Source organism: Paraburkholderia sartisoli (assembly GCF_900107685.1).
Classification (GTDB): domain Bacteria; phylum Pseudomonadota; class Gammaproteobacteria; order Burkholderiales; family Burkholderiaceae; genus Paraburkholderia; species Paraburkholderia sartisoli.
The window spans coordinates 163,692-181,568 of sequence record NZ_FNRQ01000009.1 but is presented as its reverse complement, the minus strand read 5'-3'; the positions used below and the strand labels follow the sequence as shown (position 1 = coordinate 181,568).

The 17,877-nt window shown below is 64.8% G+C and carries 16 protein-coding genes; 6 read left to right on the top strand and 10 right to left on the bottom strand.

From position 1 onward, the window contains the following. Positions 1-959, bottom strand: a 959-nt coding sequence (prpC, locus tag BLV45_RS23605) for a bifunctional 2-methylcitrate synthase/citrate synthase (RefSeq protein WP_090537141.1), incomplete at its 3' end; no start/stop codon positions are given. A 22-nt stretch (positions 960-981) separates the two neighbouring features. After that, positions 982-1,872, bottom strand: coding sequence for a methylisocitrate lyase (gene prpB / locus BLV45_RS23600; protein ID WP_090537140.1), 891 nt, complete (start codon positions 1,870-1,872; stop codon positions 982-984). 204 nt (positions 1,873-2,076) lie between these two features. On the opposite strand from prpB, the gene prpR reads away from it, so the two are divergent. Both prpR and bla read left to right on the top strand, forming a co-directional pair. Then, complete coding sequence (prpR, locus tag BLV45_RS23595) at positions 2,077-4,050, top strand: propionate catabolism operon regulatory protein PrpR (protein ID WP_090537138.1); 1,974 nt, start codon at positions 2,077-2,079, stop codon at positions 4,048-4,050. Positions 4,051-4,459: 409 nt separating this feature from the next. Then, positions 4,460-5,347 carry a class A beta-lactamase gene (bla, locus tag BLV45_RS23590; protein ID WP_090537136.1) on the top strand — a complete coding sequence of 296 codons (888 nt, stop codon included), beginning with the start codon at positions 4,460-4,462 and terminating at the stop codon, positions 5,345-5,347. Positions 5,348-5,367: 20 nt separating this feature from the next. Here the strand turns inward: bla and BLV45_RS23585 are convergent, their stop codons facing one another. Beyond that, positions 5,368-5,766: a hypothetical protein gene (locus BLV45_RS23585; protein WP_090537135.1), complete on the bottom strand. Its 399-nt coding sequence runs from the start codon at positions 5,764-5,766 to the stop codon at positions 5,368-5,370. 284 nt (positions 5,767-6,050) lie between these two features. On the opposite strand from BLV45_RS23585, the gene BLV45_RS23580 reads away from it, so the two are divergent. The 3 genes from BLV45_RS23580 to BLV45_RS23570 are packed head-to-tail and all read left to right on the top strand — an operon-like array spanning position 6,051 to position 10,029. Further along, a complete protein-coding gene (locus BLV45_RS23580) occupies positions 6,051-6,506 on the top strand; it encodes a (2Fe-2S)-binding protein (RefSeq protein WP_090537132.1) in 456 nt (151 codons plus the stop codon). A gap of 1 nt (position 6,507) precedes the next feature. Continuing rightward, complete coding sequence (locus tag BLV45_RS23575) at positions 6,508-8,748, top strand: xanthine dehydrogenase family protein molybdopterin-binding subunit (protein ID WP_090537129.1); 2,241 nt, start codon at positions 6,508-6,510, stop codon at positions 8,746-8,748. 12 nt (positions 8,749-8,760) lie between these two features. Further along, complete coding sequence (locus tag BLV45_RS23570) at positions 8,761-10,029, top strand: cytochrome c (protein WP_090537127.1); 1,269 nt, start codon at positions 8,761-8,763, stop codon at positions 10,027-10,029. An 87-nt stretch (positions 10,030-10,116) separates the two neighbouring features. Here BLV45_RS23570 and BLV45_RS23565 read toward each other — a convergent pair whose 3' ends face one another. The 7 genes from BLV45_RS23565 to BLV45_RS23535 form a co-directional block, all read right to left on the bottom strand. Continuing rightward, entirely contained in the window at positions 10,117-10,773 is a 657-nt protein-coding gene (locus BLV45_RS23565) for an amino acid ABC transporter permease (RefSeq protein ID WP_090537125.1), read from the bottom strand. Then, entirely contained in the window at positions 10,773-11,522 is a 750-nt protein-coding gene (locus BLV45_RS23560) for an amino acid ABC transporter permease (RefSeq protein WP_090537121.1), read from the bottom strand. Before BLV45_RS23560 ends, BLV45_RS23565 begins: the two co-directional genes overlap by 1 nt. Before the next feature lie 65 nt (positions 11,523-11,587). Then, positions 11,588-12,412 carry a transporter substrate-binding domain-containing protein gene (locus tag BLV45_RS23555; RefSeq protein WP_176954236.1) on the bottom strand — a complete coding sequence of 275 codons (825 nt, stop codon included), beginning with the start codon at positions 12,410-12,412 and terminating at the stop codon, positions 11,588-11,590. A gap of 38 nt (positions 12,413-12,450) precedes the next feature. Then, the gene (locus BLV45_RS23550; protein WP_090537117.1) at positions 12,451-13,527 is read right to left on the bottom strand and encodes an ABC transporter ATP-binding protein; all 1,077 of its coding nucleotides are present in this window, start codon (positions 13,525-13,527) and stop codon (positions 12,451-12,453) included. Between the two features lie 24 nt (positions 13,528-13,551). After that, positions 13,552-14,412, bottom strand: coding sequence for an ABC transporter permease (locus BLV45_RS23545; protein ID WP_090537115.1), 861 nt, complete (start codon positions 14,410-14,412; stop codon positions 13,552-13,554). Further along, the gene (locus BLV45_RS23540) at positions 14,409-15,341 is read right to left on the bottom strand and encodes an ABC transporter permease (protein WP_090537113.1); all 933 of its coding nucleotides are present in this window, start codon (positions 15,339-15,341) and stop codon (positions 14,409-14,411) included. Before BLV45_RS23540 ends, BLV45_RS23545 begins: the two co-directional genes overlap by 4 nt. Beyond that, complete coding sequence (locus tag BLV45_RS23535) at positions 15,338-16,426, bottom strand: ABC transporter substrate-binding protein (protein WP_090537111.1); 1,089 nt, start codon at positions 16,424-16,426, stop codon at positions 15,338-15,340. The genes BLV45_RS23540 and BLV45_RS23535 overlap by 4 nt, the downstream gene beginning before the upstream one ends. 535 nt (positions 16,427-16,961) lie before the next feature. Here BLV45_RS23535 and BLV45_RS23530 point away from each other — a divergent pair. Then, complete coding sequence (locus BLV45_RS23530; RefSeq protein WP_090537109.1) at positions 16,962-17,846, top strand: LysR substrate-binding domain-containing protein; 885 nt, start codon at positions 16,962-16,964, stop codon at positions 17,844-17,846. The last annotated feature ends 31 nt before the right edge of the window (positions 17,847-17,877 follow it).

The following is a 17,877-nucleotide window of genomic DNA, read 5'->3' as shown; positions in this document are numbered from 1 at the left end:
ATCTTCTTCGCATCGGCCATCACCGTTTCGAGCCGCTCGGCGATGCTGAAAAGCTTCAGGTTCCCGGCTTCCTTCGAGAGCTTCTTCGCGACGTCCTTGATCACCTTGTTGCGCGGGTCCGAGATCGTGTACACCGGATGGCCGAAACCGATCACGACTTCCTTGTTCTCCACGCGCCGGCGGATGTCGGCTTCCGCTTCATCGGGCGACCGATAGCGCGACTGGATCTCGAACGCGACCTCGTTGGCGCCGCCGTGTTTCGGTCCGCGCAGCGCGCCGATCGCGCCGGTGATCGCCGAATAGAGGTCCGATCCCGTGCCCGCGATCACGCGGCCGGTAAAGGTCGACGCGTTGAACTCATGCTCGGCGTAAAGGTTCAGCGACGTGTGCATCGCCTCGACCCACGACTTCGACGGCTCGACGCCGTGCAGCAGATGCAGGAAGTGGCCGCCGATCGAATCGTCGTCAGTTTCGACCTCGATGCGGCGGCCGTTGTGGGAGTAGTGATACCAGTACAGCAGCATCGAACCCAGCGACGCCATTAGCCGGTCGGCGATATCGCGCGCGCCCGGCAGGTTGTGGTCGTCTTTCTCGGGCAGTATGGTGCCGAGCACCGAGACGCCGGTGCGCATCACGTCCATCGGGTGTGCCGAAGCGGGAATCCATTCGAGCGCGGCCTTCAGGTTCGCGGGCAGGCCGCGCAGCGCCTTGAGTTTCGTCTTGTAGGCGGTGAGTTCAGCCTGCGTGGGCAGCTTTTCGTGGACGAGCAGGTAGGCGATCTCCTCGAACTCGCACGCGGTGGCGACGTCGAGAATGTCGTAGCCACGGTAGTGCAGGTCGTTGCCGGTCTTGCCGACCGTACACAACGCCGTGTTGCCCGCCGTCACGCCCGACAGCGCGACGGATTTCTTCGCTTTGAATGCGCCCGCTGCAGGCGTGCTGTTATCTGCTTCGCTCATGGTGTCGTCCTCATGGTCCTGATTATTTCTGCGTGGCAAACAGCGCGTCGAGTTTGTCTTCGTACACGTGATAGCCGAGGTAGTCATACAGATCGGCGCGCGACTGCATGGTTTCCACCGCGGCCTTTTGCGTTCCGTCGCGCTTCACGACTTCGTAGAAGTTGAGCGCCGCTGCGTTCATCGCGCGATACGCGCCGCAGCAGTAGAGCGCGATGTCGACGTTCGCGTCGCGCAGTTCGGTGGTGGTGAAAAACGGCGTCGAGCCGAATTCGGTCAGGTTCGCGAGAATCGGCATCTTGACCGCCGCCTTGAAGCGGCGATAGTCGTCGAGCGATTTCATCGCTTCGGGGAAGATCATGTCCGCGCCGGCTTCGACATACGCCACCGCGCGCTCGATCGCCGCATCGATGCCCTCGACCGCAGCCGCGTCGGTGCGCGCCATGATGACGAACTGGTCGTCGGTGCGGGCATCGACGGCAGCCTTCACGCGATCGACCATCTCATCCTTCGACACGCATTCCTTGCCCGGACGATGACCACAACGTTTCTGGCCGACCTGGTCTTCCAGATGCACGGCCGCGACGCCCGCCTTGATGAACGACTTCACGGTGCGCGCGATGTTGAACGCGCCACCCCAGCCGGTATCGATATCGACGAGCAGCGGAAGGTTCGTCGCGTCGGTGATGCGACGGGCGTCGATCAGGACGTCGTCCATCGTGCTGATGCCGAGATCGGGCACGCCCAGCGAATTGGCCGCGACGCCGCCACCCGACAGATAGACCGCCTTGAAGCCGACCGCCTCGGCCATCTTCGCCGCGTAGGCGGTAATCGCGCCGACAACCTGCAGCGGCGCTTCAGTGGCGACCGCGGCGCGGAACGCCGCGCCGGCGCCTGCTGGATTTCCTGTGCTCACAACGTCTCCTTGATCTGAACTGGACGCTGATCTCGCAAGGAACGGGCCAGCCGTATGCGAGCACGCTAAGCCGTTGATTTAAAAGCCGATCGCCAATTCACAGTGCAGCAACATCATTTCATAAATGAAATTTCATATTTCATGAGTGAAAGTTCGGTGCATAATCGTCACGATGAATTCCTGCGCCCCCAACCCCGAACGATCATGACCCCGCTTCCCGTATCCGGCCCGCGTCCGCGCGTGTGGGCGATCGGCATCAGCAAGCTGCGCGACCTGTACCGGGACATCGCCGGTGAATACGATGCCCGCGCAGATCTGCGGCTCATCTCGCGTGGCTTCGAAGACGCCGTCAACGAAATCGCGGCGGCGGGTGCGGACCGTCCGGACATCGTCGTCGCAGCCGGGTCGAACGGGACGTACCTGAAAGCGCGCGTCAGCGTGCCGGTCGTGCTGGTCGCGCCGACCGGCTTCGACGTCATGCATGCGCTGGCGCGCGCGAGGCGCGATGGCGCATCGGTGGCGCTCGTCACGCACGGCGAAACGCCAGGCGAGCTGCGCCGTTTCGTCTCCGCCTACGGTATCGACGTCGTGTTCGCATCCTACGAATCCGCGCAGGACGCGGAAACGTGCGTGCTCGACCTGCGCGATCGCGGCGTCGAAACGGTGGTGGGGCCAGGGCTCGTCACCGACCTCGCCGTGCGTGCCGGCATGGGCGCGGTGTTTCTGTATTCGCGCGCCTCGGTGCGCACCGCGTTCGACAACGCGCTCGACGTCGCGCAAGCCACCCGGCGCGAAGCGGTGCGCCGGCAGCGGCTCGACAGCGTGTTGCAGCATCTGCGCGACGGCGTCGTCGCGCTCGATGCGCAGGGGCGTGTCGAAGCGATCAACCAGCGCCTCGCGCTCACGCTCGGAATCGATCCTGCAACGGCCGCCGGCAAGCTGCTGCTCGATCTCGCGCCCGACATCGCCAACGCCGTACCTGACGCCGAGGGCGAATCGCTGGAAACGGTGCGCGGCGTGAGCTATGTCGTGCATCGCGGCCCGCTCGCCGATAACGGCGTGACGACGGGCACCGTGCTGACGTTCCAGGAATCGCGCGCGGTCGAACGGCTCGACCGCACGCTGCGGTCGCGGCAACGCGCGCAACAGTTCGCCGCGCGCTACACGCTCGATGACATCGTCGGCGAGTGCGCGGCCATCGAGCGGGTGCGCAGCCTCGTGCGGCGCTATGCGCAGTCGGACGCGACGGTGCTGATTCGCGGCGAGAGCGGCACCGGCAAGGAGATGGTGGCGCAAAGCATCCATCAGGCGAGCGCGCGGCGCGACTTTCCGTTTGTCGCGATCAATTGCGGCTCGTTTCCCGAGGCGCTGCTGGAGAGCGAACTCTTCGGCTATGAAGAGGGCGCGTTTACCGGCGCGCGACGCGGCGGCAAGGCGGGCCTGATCGAGGCGGCGCATCGCGGCACGCTCTTTCTCGACGAGATCGGCGAGATGCCGTTGCCGCTGCAAAGCCGCCTGTTGCGCGTGTTGCAGGAGCGCGAAGTCGTGCGGCTCGGTTCGACGGAGCCGACGCGCATCGACGTGCGGATCGTCGCGGCGACGCATCGCGGCTTGACGGAAGGCATCGATGCCGGCGAGTTTCGCGCCGATCTGTATTACCGGCTCAACATCCTGAACATCGCGTTGCCGCCGCTGCGCGAACGGCAGGCGGACATTCTGCCGCTCGCCGCTGAACTGCTCGTACAGGCTGCGCGCCGCGAGCCGCGTCTGGCACGGCAGGTTCGCAACGGGACCGATGCGGCGAATGCGCTGCACGCGGTTCGTGTTCCTTTAAGCGAACATTCGTGGCCCGGCAACGTGCGCGAGTTGCAGAACGTGATCGAACGGATCGCGGTCGAACTCGCGGACCCGGAGGCAGGTGAACTGACACACGATGTGTTGCGCTCCATCGCGCCCGAACTGTTCGAGCGCACCGCGCGCGAAGCGGCGAGCCTGACGTTGCGTCAGCGCAGCCGTCGCGTCGAAGCCGACGAGATCCGCGCGGCGCTCGACGCATGCAACGGCGACCGCGACCAGGTGTGCGAGATGCTCGGCATCAGCAAGACGACGCTGTGGCGCAAGCTGAACGACGTAGCACAAGCCGGCGGTGCAAAGCCGCGAAGCCGCTCGTTGCGCTAGCAACGGATCGCGCGGCCGTTGCATCTGTCCCGCGCGGTGACGCATCGAAAGGCCTCCCGCAGAACCTCACCTTTGATTGCACGTTGCGCCGAAACAATCGCGACAAAAGCGACCGGATTTTTGCGTACACGATGCCATCGGGCAACTCAAACGATCGCGCGACGCATAAAATCCCCTGAAACAAGGGAGTTTGGCGCAGTTTGAAATGCATGATGATGACGTTGTCAATAGCGAAACGTGCTTTGCGCGACCTGACGCATGGAATCTGGCCGCTTCAGGCTGGAAAAACCAATGGTGAGGATATTCGGGACCCGCAGGCTTGCACTTCGTTGGCGCGGAACCTTCACGAGGTCACGCGATCGAAACGCACCATGACTATTCCGGCCACCTTTGCTCCCAACATCCAGCCATGACTCATTCCCCGTCCCGTCGCACGCTCTTGCTTGCTGCTGCTTCCACGCCGTTCATCGCGGCCTGTTCTTCGTGGGCGACCGGTGTACCGAAAGGCGCTTCGCCCGAGGCAAAACTGGCGGCGCTCGAAACATCGATGGCAGGGCGCCTCGGCGTCGCCGCGCTGAATACGGCGAATGGCGCCACGCTGATGCATCGCGCGGACGAGCGCTTTGCGTTTTGCAGCACGTGCAAGGTGATGATCGTCTCCGCGATCCTCACGCGAAGCGCGAAGGAGCCCGGCTTTCTGCAACAGCGCGTGCGTTATACGAAGGCCGATCTCGTCGCGTATTCGCCGGTTACCGAGCAGCATGTCGCCGAAGGCATGACGATTGGCGAACTCTGCGCGGCCGGCATCGACTATAGCGACAACACGTCCGCGAACCTGCTGATCAGAATTGTGGGCGGCCCGGCCGCGGTCACGGCGTTCGCGCGCTCGATCGGCGACGATACGTTTCGCCTCGACCGCTGGGAAACGGAGCTGAACACGGCCATTCCCGACGACCCGCGCGACACGACGACGCCGGCCGCGATGCTGGCAAGCGTGCAGCGCCTCGCGCTTGGCGACGCGCTGGGCGCGCCGCAACGCAACCAGCTTCAGGCGTGGATGCGTGCGAACACAACGGGCGGCGAGCGGATTCGCGCGGGTGTTCCAGCGGGCTGGGACGTGATCGACAAGACAGGCACGGGCGACTACGGCGCGACCAACGACGTCGCCGTGATATGGCCGCCCGCGAAACCGCCGGTCGTGCTCGTGACTTACCTGTCGCAGCGCGACCGGGACGCGAAGTCGCGCAGCGACGTGCTCGCCGCCGCCGCGCGCATCGTCGTGGCGGCGTTTGCCTGACGCGAACGCCGCACCGCCCGCTATCTGTCTGCCGCCTCGCGCAGCACCTGCGCGACCTGTCCGTGCGCGTGCAGCAGGTCGGGGCTCATCTGCAGCAACGGCAGATAGCGCGGCAGAAACACCGCGTTCGGGTCGCCGGGCGCGAACAGGGCGATGACCGCTTCCGCGGCGGCAGTCCTGTCGGCGGGCGTGGCTTCCTTGTCGTCGACGACTTCATCGATGTTCGCGATGAGCGTCGAGAGCGGCGTGATCCAGCGAAAGCCCGAGCCGTTGATCAGCACCTGAAGAAACGCCGCCGGTGTGATCGGGCCGAACTCCTTCTCATACGACGCGCGCTCGTGGTCGAGAATCGACTTGTGCAGCGACAGCAGCGGTTTGCGGATCGTGTTCAGGAATTGAATCGCGCGCGCTTCGTTCATCGTTCTCTCCTTTCAGTTCGTCAGGCGATTCTGACAGCATGCCGGAAAACGCGCCGGCAAACGCTTCGGCCGGCGGCCAACACGCAATTTCAGTCGGCGCTACAATCTTTTCGCCTCTTCCTTCATCGCCGTTCATTGCTGTCCCGCTGGGTGCCAGGCGCTGGCCCTCCGCGCTGTTCACCAGCATAGCCCCGTATTAGCGATGGCCGACGGAATAAATTCCGGCCAGCCAGCGCGATTTCCGTCCCAGTCCAAAACAATAGCCCCCCAATCCGGAGCCGCTTATGACAACGCTTACCGTAAATGGACAGACTCATACCGTCGATGCACCGCCCGATATGCCGTTGCTCTGGGTGTTGCGCGACCTTGTCGGATTGACCGGCACCAAGTTTGGCTGCGGCATTGCGCAATGTGGCGCCTGCACCGTCCATCTCGATGGCGTCGCGGTTCGCTCCTGTGTGCTGCCGGTCGCGGCAATCGGCGCGCGCAAGGTGACGACGATCGAAGCCGTCGGCGACACGCCCGCGGGCAGGAAGGTGCAGGCCGCGTGGCGTCAGCTCGACGTCGTGCAGTGCGGCTACTGTCAGTCCGGACAGGTGATGTCCGCGGCCTCGCTGCTCTCGTCGAACCCCAATCCCACCGATGCCGATATCGACGCCGCGATGACAGGCAACATCTGTCGCTGTGGTACGTATAACCGCATCCGCGCGGCCATCCGGCAAGCCGCAAAGGAGGCGTGACATGTCGCAAGGACTGCTCGATTCGAAAAACGACGGCACGCGTGGACAAGCGCCGCACGGTGTATCCCGTCGCACGTTTCTCAAGTTCGGTGCGACGATCGGCGCGGCGGCAGGCGGCGGCCTGCTGCTGGGTTTCAGTCTGCCCGCGGCAAGTCAGGATCAGGCGTCGCGCAAATCGGTGATCGGCGGCGACGGCGTCGAGGCGCCGCAGGATGGCGTATTCGCGCCGAACGCGTTCGTGCAGATCGACCGGGCCGGCAAGGTCTCGCTCGTGATTCCCAAGGTTGAAATGGGCCAGGGCGTGTACACGTCGATCCCGATGCTGATCGCGGAGGAACTCGAAGTGCCGCTCGACAGCGTCACGATCGATCACGCGCCACCGGACGCGAAGCTCTTCACCGATCCGCTGCTCGGCGGCCAGCTCACGGGCGGCTCGACGTCGATCCGCTACGCGTGGGAACCGATGCGGCGTGCGGGCGCGACCGCACGCGTGCTGCTGATCAGTGCAGCCGCGCAGCAATGGCAGGTCGATCCCGCGACCTGTCACGCGCAGGCGGGCAAGGTCGTGCATTCCGGCAGCAACCGGAGCATCGCGTACGGCGACCTCGTCGATGCGGCGGCGAAACTGCCCGTGCCGCAAAACGTGCAGCTTAAGGATCCGAAGGATTTCAAGCTGATCGGCACGGCCGCAAAGCGCCTCGACTCGCCCGAGAAGGTGGATGGCACCGCGGTGTTCGGTCTCGACGTACGCGTGCCGGACATGGTTTATGCGGCCATTGCGACGTGCCCGGTGTTCGGCGGCACGCTCGCGGGCGTTGACGATACGAACGCGAGGAAGATTCCGGGCGTGCGTCAGGTGGTCCGGTTCGACAACGGCGTGGCCGTGGTCGGCGACCACACATGGGCCGTCAAGCGCGGCGTGCAGGCGCTCGACATCAAATGGAACGAAGGCGCGGGCGCGCAGGTATCGATGAAACAGATCGTCGACGATCTCGCGAACGCGTCGCAACGCACCGGTGCCGTCGCGCGCAAGGAAGGCGACGTGAAGAGCGGGTTTTCGTCCGCGAAGACGCGCGTCGACGCGGTGTATCAGCAACCGTTTCTCGCGCACGCGACGATGGAACCGGTCAACTGCACGGTCCATGTGCGACCCGATGGCTGCGATGTCTGGCTTGGCACGCAGGTGCCGACGCGCATCGTCGATGCGGCCGTGGCGGTGACCGGCCTGCCGGCGGAGAAGGTCGTCGTGCATAACCATCTACTGGGCGGCGGCTTCGGGCGGCGGCTCGAGTTCGACATGGCGACGCAGGCGCTGAAGATCGGCAAGCAGGTCGGCGTTCCGGTCAAGGTCGTGTGGACGCGCGAGGAAGACATCCAGCACGACATGTATCGCCCGTACTACTACGACAGGATATCCGCAGGGCTGGATGCGAACGGCAAGCCGGTTGCATGGCAGCACCGCATCGTGGGCTCGTCGATCCTTGCCCGCTTCGCGCCACCGGCGTTCAAGAACGGCGTGGATCCCGATGCCGTCGAGGTTGCCTCGGACCTGCCATACGACCTGCCGAACCAGCTGGTCGACTATGTGCGCGAGGAGCCGCGCGCCGTGCCGACCGCGTTCTGGCGAGGCGTGGGGGCGACGCGCGGCACGTTCGTCGTCGAAAGTTTCGTGGACGAACTCGCCGCGCAGGCGAAGGTCGATCCCGTCAAATATCGTCGCGACCTGCTCGGCAAGTCGCCGCGCGCGCGCAACGTGCTCGACGTCGCGACACAGGCGGCCGGTTGGGGCAGCGCGGTGCCGCAAGGCCAGGGGCGCGGCGTTTCGGTGATGCACGCGTTCGGCAGCTTCCTTGCGATGGTCGTCGACGTGGCTGTCGAGCGGGGCGAAGTCGCGGTCAGGCGCGTGGTGTGCGCGGTGGATTGCGGCATGGTCGTGAATCCGGATACGGTCGAGGCGCAGATACAGGGTGGTGTGATCTTCGCGATCACGGCGGCGCTTTACAGCGAAATCACGATCAAGGATGGCCGCGTCGAGCAGAACAACTTCACGGATTACCGGATGTTGCGCATCGACCAGACGCCGCCGATCGACGTCCACATCGTGAAGAGCGCCGAGGCACCCGGGGGCATCGGCGAACCGGGTACGTCGGCGCTTGCGCCGGCGCTGACGAACGCGATCTTTGCGGCGACGGGCAAGCGGATCCGACACTTGCCGGTCGGCAGCCAGTTGCAGACCGCCTGAGGGAGAACGTCGATGAACATCACACTCAAGGCGTTATCCGCGGCACTCGGCATGGTCTTGCCGTTTGTCGCGCACGCCGCCGACGACGCGCTCGTTCAACGCGGCGCGTACCTGGCGAAGCTCGGCGACTGCATCGCGTGTCACTCGGCGCCGCGCGGCAAGCCGTTCGCGGGCGGCCTGCCGATGAACACGCCGATGGGCCAGATCTACACGACGAACATCACGCCTGACCCGGACACCGGCATTGGCCGCTACACCAGCGAAGAGTTCGCGCGCGCGATGCGTGAAGGCGTCGCGAAGGATGGCCATAACCTGTATCCGGCGATGCCTTATCCGTCGTACGCGAAGATCAACGACGACGACATGCACGCGCTCTACGCGTATTTCATGAGCGGCGTTGCGCCGGTGAAGCAGGCGAACCGCGAGCCGGACATCAAGTGGCCGCTCAACATGCGCTGGCCGCTGAAGCTCTGGAATCTCGTGTTCCTGAAGAGCGGCGTGTATCAGGACAAACCGGGCAAGGACGTCGCATGGAATCGCGGCGCCTATCTGATCCAGGGGCTGGGACATTGCGGATCGTGTCACACGCCGCGCGGGATCGCGTTCCAGGAAAAGTCGCTCGACGAAAGCGGCAGCGCGTTTCTGACGGGAAGCCTGCTCGACGGCTGGTTTGCCGCGAACCTGACGAGCGAATATAACGTCGGGCTCGGCCGCTGGACGGAGCAGGATCTGGCGACGTTCCTGAAGACCGGTGCGAACGCCCACGCTTCGGCGTTCGGTTCCATGACGAGCGTGATCAACAACAGCACGCAGGGCATGAACGACACCGACGTCATCGCGATGGCGCGGTATCTGAAGTCGCTGCCGGCCTCGGGTGGCCATGGCGGCGCGCAGTATGCGTATGACCCGAAGGCGACGCGGGTGTCGCTGAACCGGCCGGCGAACGATCCGGGCGCGAAGGTTTATACGGCGTACTGCATGCACTGTCACGGCGTCGACGGACGGGGCTTCGCGCCGATGCTCGCGCCGCTGGCGGGCAATCCGAACGTGCTGGAGAAAGACGCGTCGTCGCTCGTCAACGTGACGCTGAACGGCACGGGTGATCTGGTGACGGGCGGTATTCCGGCGCCGTATCCGATGCCGAAGTACGCGCCCGTGCTCAACGACCAGCAGATCGCCGACGTGCTGACGTTTATCCGGGCTGGCTGGAACAACAACGCACCCGCTGTGCGGCCGGACGACGTCGCGAAGTTGCGCAAGTCGACGAGCGCGGCGCGTTAAGCACGTCAGGCACGATAAAGCAGGTGTTAAAAAGGCCACTGCGCAAACACTTGCACAGTGGCCTTTCTGTCATTGACGCATCGACGTCTATCGATGCTGCCCGACCCGGGCCTTGCGCTCCAGCACACGCGCATACCAGGTCAGCGGAAAGCACATCACGAAGTAGAGCAGCGCGACCATGCCGTAGATCGGAAACGGACGAAACACCGCGTTGGTGATCATCGAGCCGGTTTTCGTGAGTTCGACAAAACCGATGATCGACGTGAGCGCCGTGCTTTTCACGACCTGCACGAGAAAGCCGACGGTCGGCGCCGTTGCGATCCGGCGTGCCTGCGGCCACACGATATAGCGCAACTGCTGCGTGTGCGTCATGCCGAGACTCGCGCCCGCGGCCCACTGGCCGCGCGGCACGGCCTCGACGCAACCGCGCCAGATATCCGCGAGATACGCGCTCGTATACAGCGTGAGCGTGACCGTCGCGGCGATCCATGGCGAAACGTCGATGCCCAGCAGCGGCAGCCCGAAGAACGCGAGAAAAAGTTGCATCAGCAACGGCGTACCCTGAAACAGCTCGACGTAAAGCACGACGACGCGCCGCAGCCACGGCAACGGCGACACGCGCGCGGCGAGCAGGGTCAGGCCGACCACGCCGCCGCCCACGAAGGCGATCAACGAAAGGAGCAGGGTCCAGCGCGCCGCGAGCAGCAGGTTACGGGCGATATCCCAAAGCGTGAATTCCATCATCACGAACGCTCCACCGGTAACGCGCGCGTGTTGCGCCACGCAAGCACAAGACGCAGAAGGCCACGCGGCGCGGAACCCGAACGCGGCATGCGGCCGGCAAAGAGGCGCGCGCCGAGACGGTTCATCAGCAGCCGCAACGAGATCGACAGGAACAGATACGTCGCGGTGATGATCACGTAGCTCTCGAACGAGCGGAAATTGCGCGACTGGATGAAGTTCGCTGCGTACGTCAGGTCCGGCACCGAAATCTGCGAGACCACCGCCGAGCCGAGCATCACGATCAGCACCTGGCTCAGGAGCGCGGGAAACACGTTCGCGATCGCCTGCGGCAGCACCACGTGGCGGAACACCTGACGCCCGTGCAGCCCGAGCGCCATCGCGGCCTGTACCTGTCCGCGCGGAATCGAATCGATGCCGGCGCGCACGATTTCGATCGCGTACGCGCCGAGATTCACCGACATCGCGAGCACCGCGGCCGAGACTTCGTCGATATGAATGCCGAGCCCGGGCAAGCCGAAGAAAATGAAAAACAGCTGCACGATGAACGGCGTGTTGCGGATCAGTTCCACATACGCCGTCACGACCGTGCGCGCCCAGCGTGGCCCGCCGATGCTGATGCCCGCACCGGCAATGCCGACGAGCCCGCCCAGCACCGTCGATGCGGCGGTAAGCCCAAGAGTGACGCCGACGCCACGGGCAAGCAGGCCCGTGTATACGCCGAAGCCGCTGAAATCGAACACATAGCTCATGAGGTGCGGGTCATCGTCTGGTGAAGCCCGGTCCGGCTGAAGCGGCCCGGGCCTGCGCTGTCGGCTTAAAGATCGGCCGGCAGCGGCGTGCGCAGCCACTTCTGCGAGATCGTGTTCATCGTGCCGTTCTTGCGTGCCTTTGCGATCGCTTCGTCGACCTTTTGCAGCAGGCGCGGCTCGTTCTTGTTGAGGCCGACGTGATCCGGCGAGCTGAAGAGCGCGAATTTCTGCTCCGGATCGATCGCGGGGTGACGGGCGAGAATCGTCGCGCCCACGTCGTTGCCGACCACCATCAACTGTACCTGACCAGAAAGAAATGCAGAAATGGCGCCGTTCGGGTCGTCGAACCGTTTGATCGTGGCGCTCGGCGGCGCGATTTTGGTGACGCTCAGGTCTTCCAGCGTGCCACGCGCCACCGAAATCGACTTGCCGGCGAGGTCGTTCGCGTTCTTGACGGCCAGCGATTTCGGACCGAACACGGCAAGGTAGTACGGCGCGTACGGCTTCGAGAAATCGATGACCTTTTCGCGCTCCGGCGTCTGGCCGACGGAGAGCAGCATGTCGGCCTTGTGGTCGGCGAGGTACGCCATCCGGTTGTCGCCCGTCACGGCGACCAGTTCGACCTTCGCGTTGAGCGTCTTGCCGATCAGGTTGGCGACGTCGATGTCATAACCCATCGGCTTCATGTCGGGGCCGATCGAACCGAACGGCGGGTAGTCCATGAAAACGCCGACGCGCACCACGCCGGTCTTCGCGATCGTGTCGATGGCATCGGCGTGCGCGGCCGGTGCATACGCGCCGAGCGTCGCGGCGCCGGTCAGGGCAAGCGTGGCGGCCGTCGCCTTGAGCATGCGGCGCGCGCGTGCGTTAAAGGAGTGAAGGGTGGTCATGAGTCGTTCCTCTGTCGAAAACGTGGGTACGGGAAGCATCAATGCGTGGTACGGGCTGCGATCAGCTTGCACGCGTGCGCGGGCAGTTCGGCAAGCACCGGCATGCCGGTCGCGAGGCCCGGTGTTTCGCGCGGCGTGGTCGCGGCGGTGAGCGTGAAACCCGCGCAGTCGATGGTCGCCTCGAGCGTCGCGCCCACGTCGCGAATGAACGTGACGGTGCCGGCCAGATGGTTGCCGTGTCTTTCACCGGAAGCCGGTTTGACGCAGACGTCCTCGGGACGAATGAGAAGGCGTATCTCATCGCTGGCCGCGGCGGCGACGCGCGCCGGATTCGCCACGACGATCTGCTGCCCGCCTGGCAGGCTGACGCCGCCGCGGCCGTCGTGCGTAACCGGCAGGATGTTGCCAAGGCCGATGAAGTCGGCGACGAATTCGCTCACCGGATCGCGATAGATATCGAGCGGCCTGCCGACCTGCGCGATGCGGCCTTTTTCCATCACGACGATTTCGTCGGCCATGGTCATGGCTTCGCGCTGGTCGTGCGTGACCATGATCGTCGTGATGCCGAGGCGTTGTTGCAGCAGCCGGATTTCGACCTGCATCGCTTCGCGCAGCTTCGCGTCGAGCGCGGAAAGCGGTTCGTCGAGCAGCAGCAGTTTCGGCGACGAAGCGATCGCCCGCGCGATCGCGACACGTTGACGCTGGCCGCCCGAGAGCTGCGTCACCGGTCTGTTCGCCATGTGCGGCAACTGGATCAGCTCGAGCAGTTCGGCGATTCGACGCGACTGCGCGGCCTTGTCGGTCTTGCGCAGGCGCAGCGGATACGCGATGTTCTCCGCGACGCTCATATGGGGAAACAGCGCGAGCGACTGGAACACCATGCCGAAATCGCGCCGGTTCGCGGGCACATGCGTGAGGTCGTTGCCGGCGAACACGACGCTGCCCGACGTCGGCGTTTCGAGCCCGGCGATGATCCGCAACAGCGTGGTCTTGCCGCAGCCCGACGGGCCGAGAAAGCAGACGAGCTTGCCGTCGGGCACGTTGAGGTCGACGCTGTCGACAGCGGTCGAGCCGTTGAAGCGCTTCGTCACGGATTGCAAGGTCAGATGCGTCATGGTAATTCCTCGAGCCTGCGCAGGTTAGAGCGCGACGCCTTCGTCGCCGACCAGTTTTTCGAGCACCCAGATCAACGCGAAATCGATCGCGACGATGAACACCGCGAATGAAAACACGGTGGGGTCGAGCGACGACACGGTGCGGCTGTAGAGCCACACCGGCAGCGTCATCGTGTTGATGCCGTAGAGAAAAAACGTCACGGTGAATTCGTTGAACGAGATGATGAACGCGAACAGCATGCCGGCGAGAATGCCTGGCTTCATCAACGGCAGCACGACGTCGATCAGCGCGCGGCGCGGGCTCGCGCCGAGTACGCAGGCGGCCTCCTCGAATTCCAGGCCGATCGTCGCCACCGATGCCGCGCAGTTCTTCACCGTGAACGGCAGCGCCAGAATCACGTGCGCGATGATGAGCCTGAAGACGCCGAGTTCGACCGGCAGCGCGTTGAACACCAGCAGCAGCGAAAGCCCGAGCATCACGAGCGGATAGACGAGCGGCAACGCGACCAGCTGCTCGACCGCCGGCTTGCCGCGAAAGCGGTAACGTGACAGTGCGTAGGCAGCGGGCACGGACACCAGCGTCGCGATGACCATGGTCGCGATCGCGACGATCAGGCTCGTGGAGAGCGCGCTGCCCATCGAAAGCACGTCGCTTGCATCGGGCGAGACGAACGTGTGCCAGGCCGCGCGATACCACTGCAGGCTGTAGGCGTGCGGCGGAAAATCGAGCGTGTCCGACGCGCTGAACGACATGGTGATCATCGTGAGGATCGGCAGCGCGGCGAGAAACAGCACGATCGTGGCGAGCAGGCCCGACACCTTGCCGAGACGGCCGGGCATCGTCGAGGGCAGGTGGAACGCGCGCGAACGGGCGATGGTGCTCATGCTTTCAGCTCCTCTTCGAGACGTTGCGTGCGGTGTACGAGCCGCTGCGAGATCGCCATCACGGCGAGCGTCGCGACCATCAGCACGATGCCCGACGCAGAGGCCGCCGGCCAGTTCAGGAGCGGCGCGACCTCGTCGTGAACGAGCACGGCGAGCATCGGCACGCGGCGGCCGCCAAGCAGCAACGGCACGGCGAACGCGCTCGCGTTGTAGGCGAACACGAGCAGCGCGCCCGACACGAGGCCGGGCATCGCGAGCGGCAACATCACGTGACGCAGCGTTTGCATGCGTGTCGCGCCGAGCGTCGCGGCGGCTTCCTCGTACGAGCGCGACACCGCGCGCATCGCGCTCGAAAGCGGCAGCACGGCGAGCGGAAACGCGGTCTGGATCAGCCCGAGCAGCACGCCGTGTTCGCGATAGAGCCACTGCACGGGGCGATCGATGAGACCGCCCGCCATCAACGCGTGATTGAGCAGGCCAGCCGGCCCGAGGATCACGAGCCAGCCATATCCCTGCAACAACAGGTTCACGAGCAGCGGCAGCAGCACGCCCGCCAGCAGCAGGCGGCGCGCGAGCCGCGATCCGGTGCGCGCCATCGCCAGCGCGACCGGGATCGCCAGCAGCACGGCGCACACCATGCTCTGGAACGCGAGCCGCAAGGTCAGCCACAACGATTTCATGAAGTAGCTGTCGGCGAGGTCCGCGTAGTTCTGCAGCGTGAAGCCGTGCCATTCGTTGCCGGAGGTGCCGAAGCTCATCCGCAGCACGACGAGCGCCGCGGCCGCCAGCACCGCGAGAAACGCGAGGATCGGCGCGAGCAGGATCCACGGACGGACCCGCGCGAGCAGACCGTCCGACGCGCCGGCTCCCGGTTGATCCGGTGCGCCGGAGCTCGCGCGCGGCGATGAAAGCGCGGGCATCGTGGTCATGCCGCGAAGATTTCGGTGTAGCGCTTGATCCACGCCGGCTGCACGCCGGCGAGCGCCTTGTCGTCGTGCAGAACCGCTTTTTCGGCGATCTGCTGCGGGCTCGGCACGAACGCGCGGCTCTCCGCGGGAATCTGCGCCTTCGAATTCACCGGGCCGTTCAGCACGTCGGCCGCCATGCGACCTTGCACGCCGGCGTCGATCGAATGGTTGATGAACGCGTGGATCAGATCGATGTTGCCCGGGTGCGCCTTCGGAATCACCGTGAACATCAGCTGCGTCGCGAAGCCTTCCTTCATGCCGTACGTGACGCCCATCTTGTACTCGGGCTTGCGAATCTGCGCCGGGAAAAAAGCCGGCGAATAGATGCCGCCGATGTCGAGCGAACCGGTGCGGAACAGGTCGGCCACCTGGTTCGGATTTTCGCCGAGCGTCATCACGCGGTCTTTCAGCAGCGCGAGCTTTTTGAAGCCCGGCTCGATGTTCTGCTGCGAGCCGCCCGCGAGCTTCGCCGAGATGATCGCGAGATCGACCGCTTCGGCCCATTCCGGCGGCGGCAGGAAAAGGCGGCCGGCGTACTTCGGGTCCCACAGCGCTTCGTACGATGACGGCGGCGTCTTGACGGTCGCGGTGTTGTAGATCAGGCCGTCGGACCACAGCAGATAGCCGACGCCGAAGCCGTTCGCGCCGGTGCGGTACTGCTCGGGCACGTCCTTGAGATTGGGCAGCTTGTTGAGATCGGGCTTGACGAGCAGGCCCGCGTCGCCGAGACCCGAAGCGCCGACGCCTGCCAGCGTGATCACGTCATAGGTCGGACGCTCGCCCGCGGCCTTCGTTTTGGCGACCATGCCGGAGGTGCCGTCGGCGCGGTCGGCGATGACCTTCGCGCCGGTCTTTTCGGTGAACGTGGCCGCGATGTTGCGCATCGCGGCGGCGCCCGTGTCGTCGGACCAGGTCAGGAGGCGCAGCGTCTGGCCGGCGAACCTGCGTTCCTGCGCATTCACGTTGATGAACGGCATCGGCAGCGTGGAAGCCGCGACTGCCGCACCGATCGTCTTGATTACCTGTCGTCTTTTGATGTCATGCATGGCCGTCTCTCCCGTAGTGAACGTTGCAACCCGGCGCAGCCGATGGTGTGGCGCGTTGATGCACTCTAGGTTTGCCAAAATCACGCAACAAACGAAATCTCTGCATGGAAGCCATGACGTATGCTCATGCGATCCGGGCCTAAGCACGCCAGATGGCGGCCCGTGACGATCGCGCGAAGGCTTGGGGCAGCGCTGTGTGCGGGTTTACGTCCAGCGTGACCGGGTCAGTCGCGCGGACGGGCGGTATGAGGAAAGATCAGTCATGGTGCGGAAAAACACGCGCCCGGCACTAAAGCGGTGCGCGGGTCGCATCGCGAACGGCTTTCCTGCGTGACCCGATGCTGTTTTTACGAGGCGCAGCCAGTTGAGGATCGGCGCGTCCATGAGCCGAACGCATGCGTGCGCGGGCAAACGCCAGTCGTGCCGGCATTTTGAATGACGTATCCTGCAGGCGTGGCACGCATATCCGCATACCCGTGCGTCGGGCCGATACGCGGGCTGCAATGCATTTTCCTGATAGCCAGGCGCTCCCATCATGCGACGACTTCCACCTCTTAACGCGCTGCAGATTTTCGAAACGGTCGCGCGGCACCGCAGCTTCACGCGCGCCGCGGATCATCTGTGCCTCACGCAAGGCGCGGTCAGCCGCCAGATTCTCGCGCTGGAAGACTATTACGGCTTTCCTCTCTTCAAGCGCCACGCAAAGGGCCTTACGCTGACCGCCGAAGGCGAGTCGCTCTTGCCGGTCGTCAAGGAGAGCTTCGCGCGGATCGAGGAAATCTCGCTGCGCCTGACGCGTCAGCGCACGGATCTGGCGTTGAAGGTGCCGACCTGCGTGATGCGCTGGATGTTGCCGAAGATCATGCAGTTTCAGGCGGAATATCCCGACCTGCACGTGCAGGTCACCACCACGTGGCAGCACGACGTCGATTTCCAGGTCGAGCCGTTCGACGCCGCGATCATCTACGGTTCGTCGCCGGGTGCGGACGTGCAGTCGGTGGCATTGTTCGAGGAACGCCTGACGCCCGTGTGTGCGCCCGAACTCCTCGACGACAGGCCGCTTGGCAGCGTCGCCGATCTCGCGCGGCACACGTTGCTGCATCCCACGCGCGATCATCGCGACTGGAAGATGTGGCTCGATCACGTCGAGGCCCGCGACATCGACGCGAATCACGGCCCGAGCTTCGACACGCTCGATCTCGCGACGAACGCCGCGCTACAGGGTTTTGGCGTCGCGATCAGCGACCTCGCGCTGATCGACGAAGACGTCGCGGCGAAGCGGCTCGTGCGGCCGTTCGATGCCGTGCTGACCACGGGCGCACGCTATTACTTCGTGTACCCGGACAGCGTCGCGCATCAGCAGAAACTCAATCTGTTCCGCGAATGGATCGCGGAACACTGGACCGAAGCGCTCGTCTGATTTTCGTTGCACGAGGCCCTGAAACGCGGCG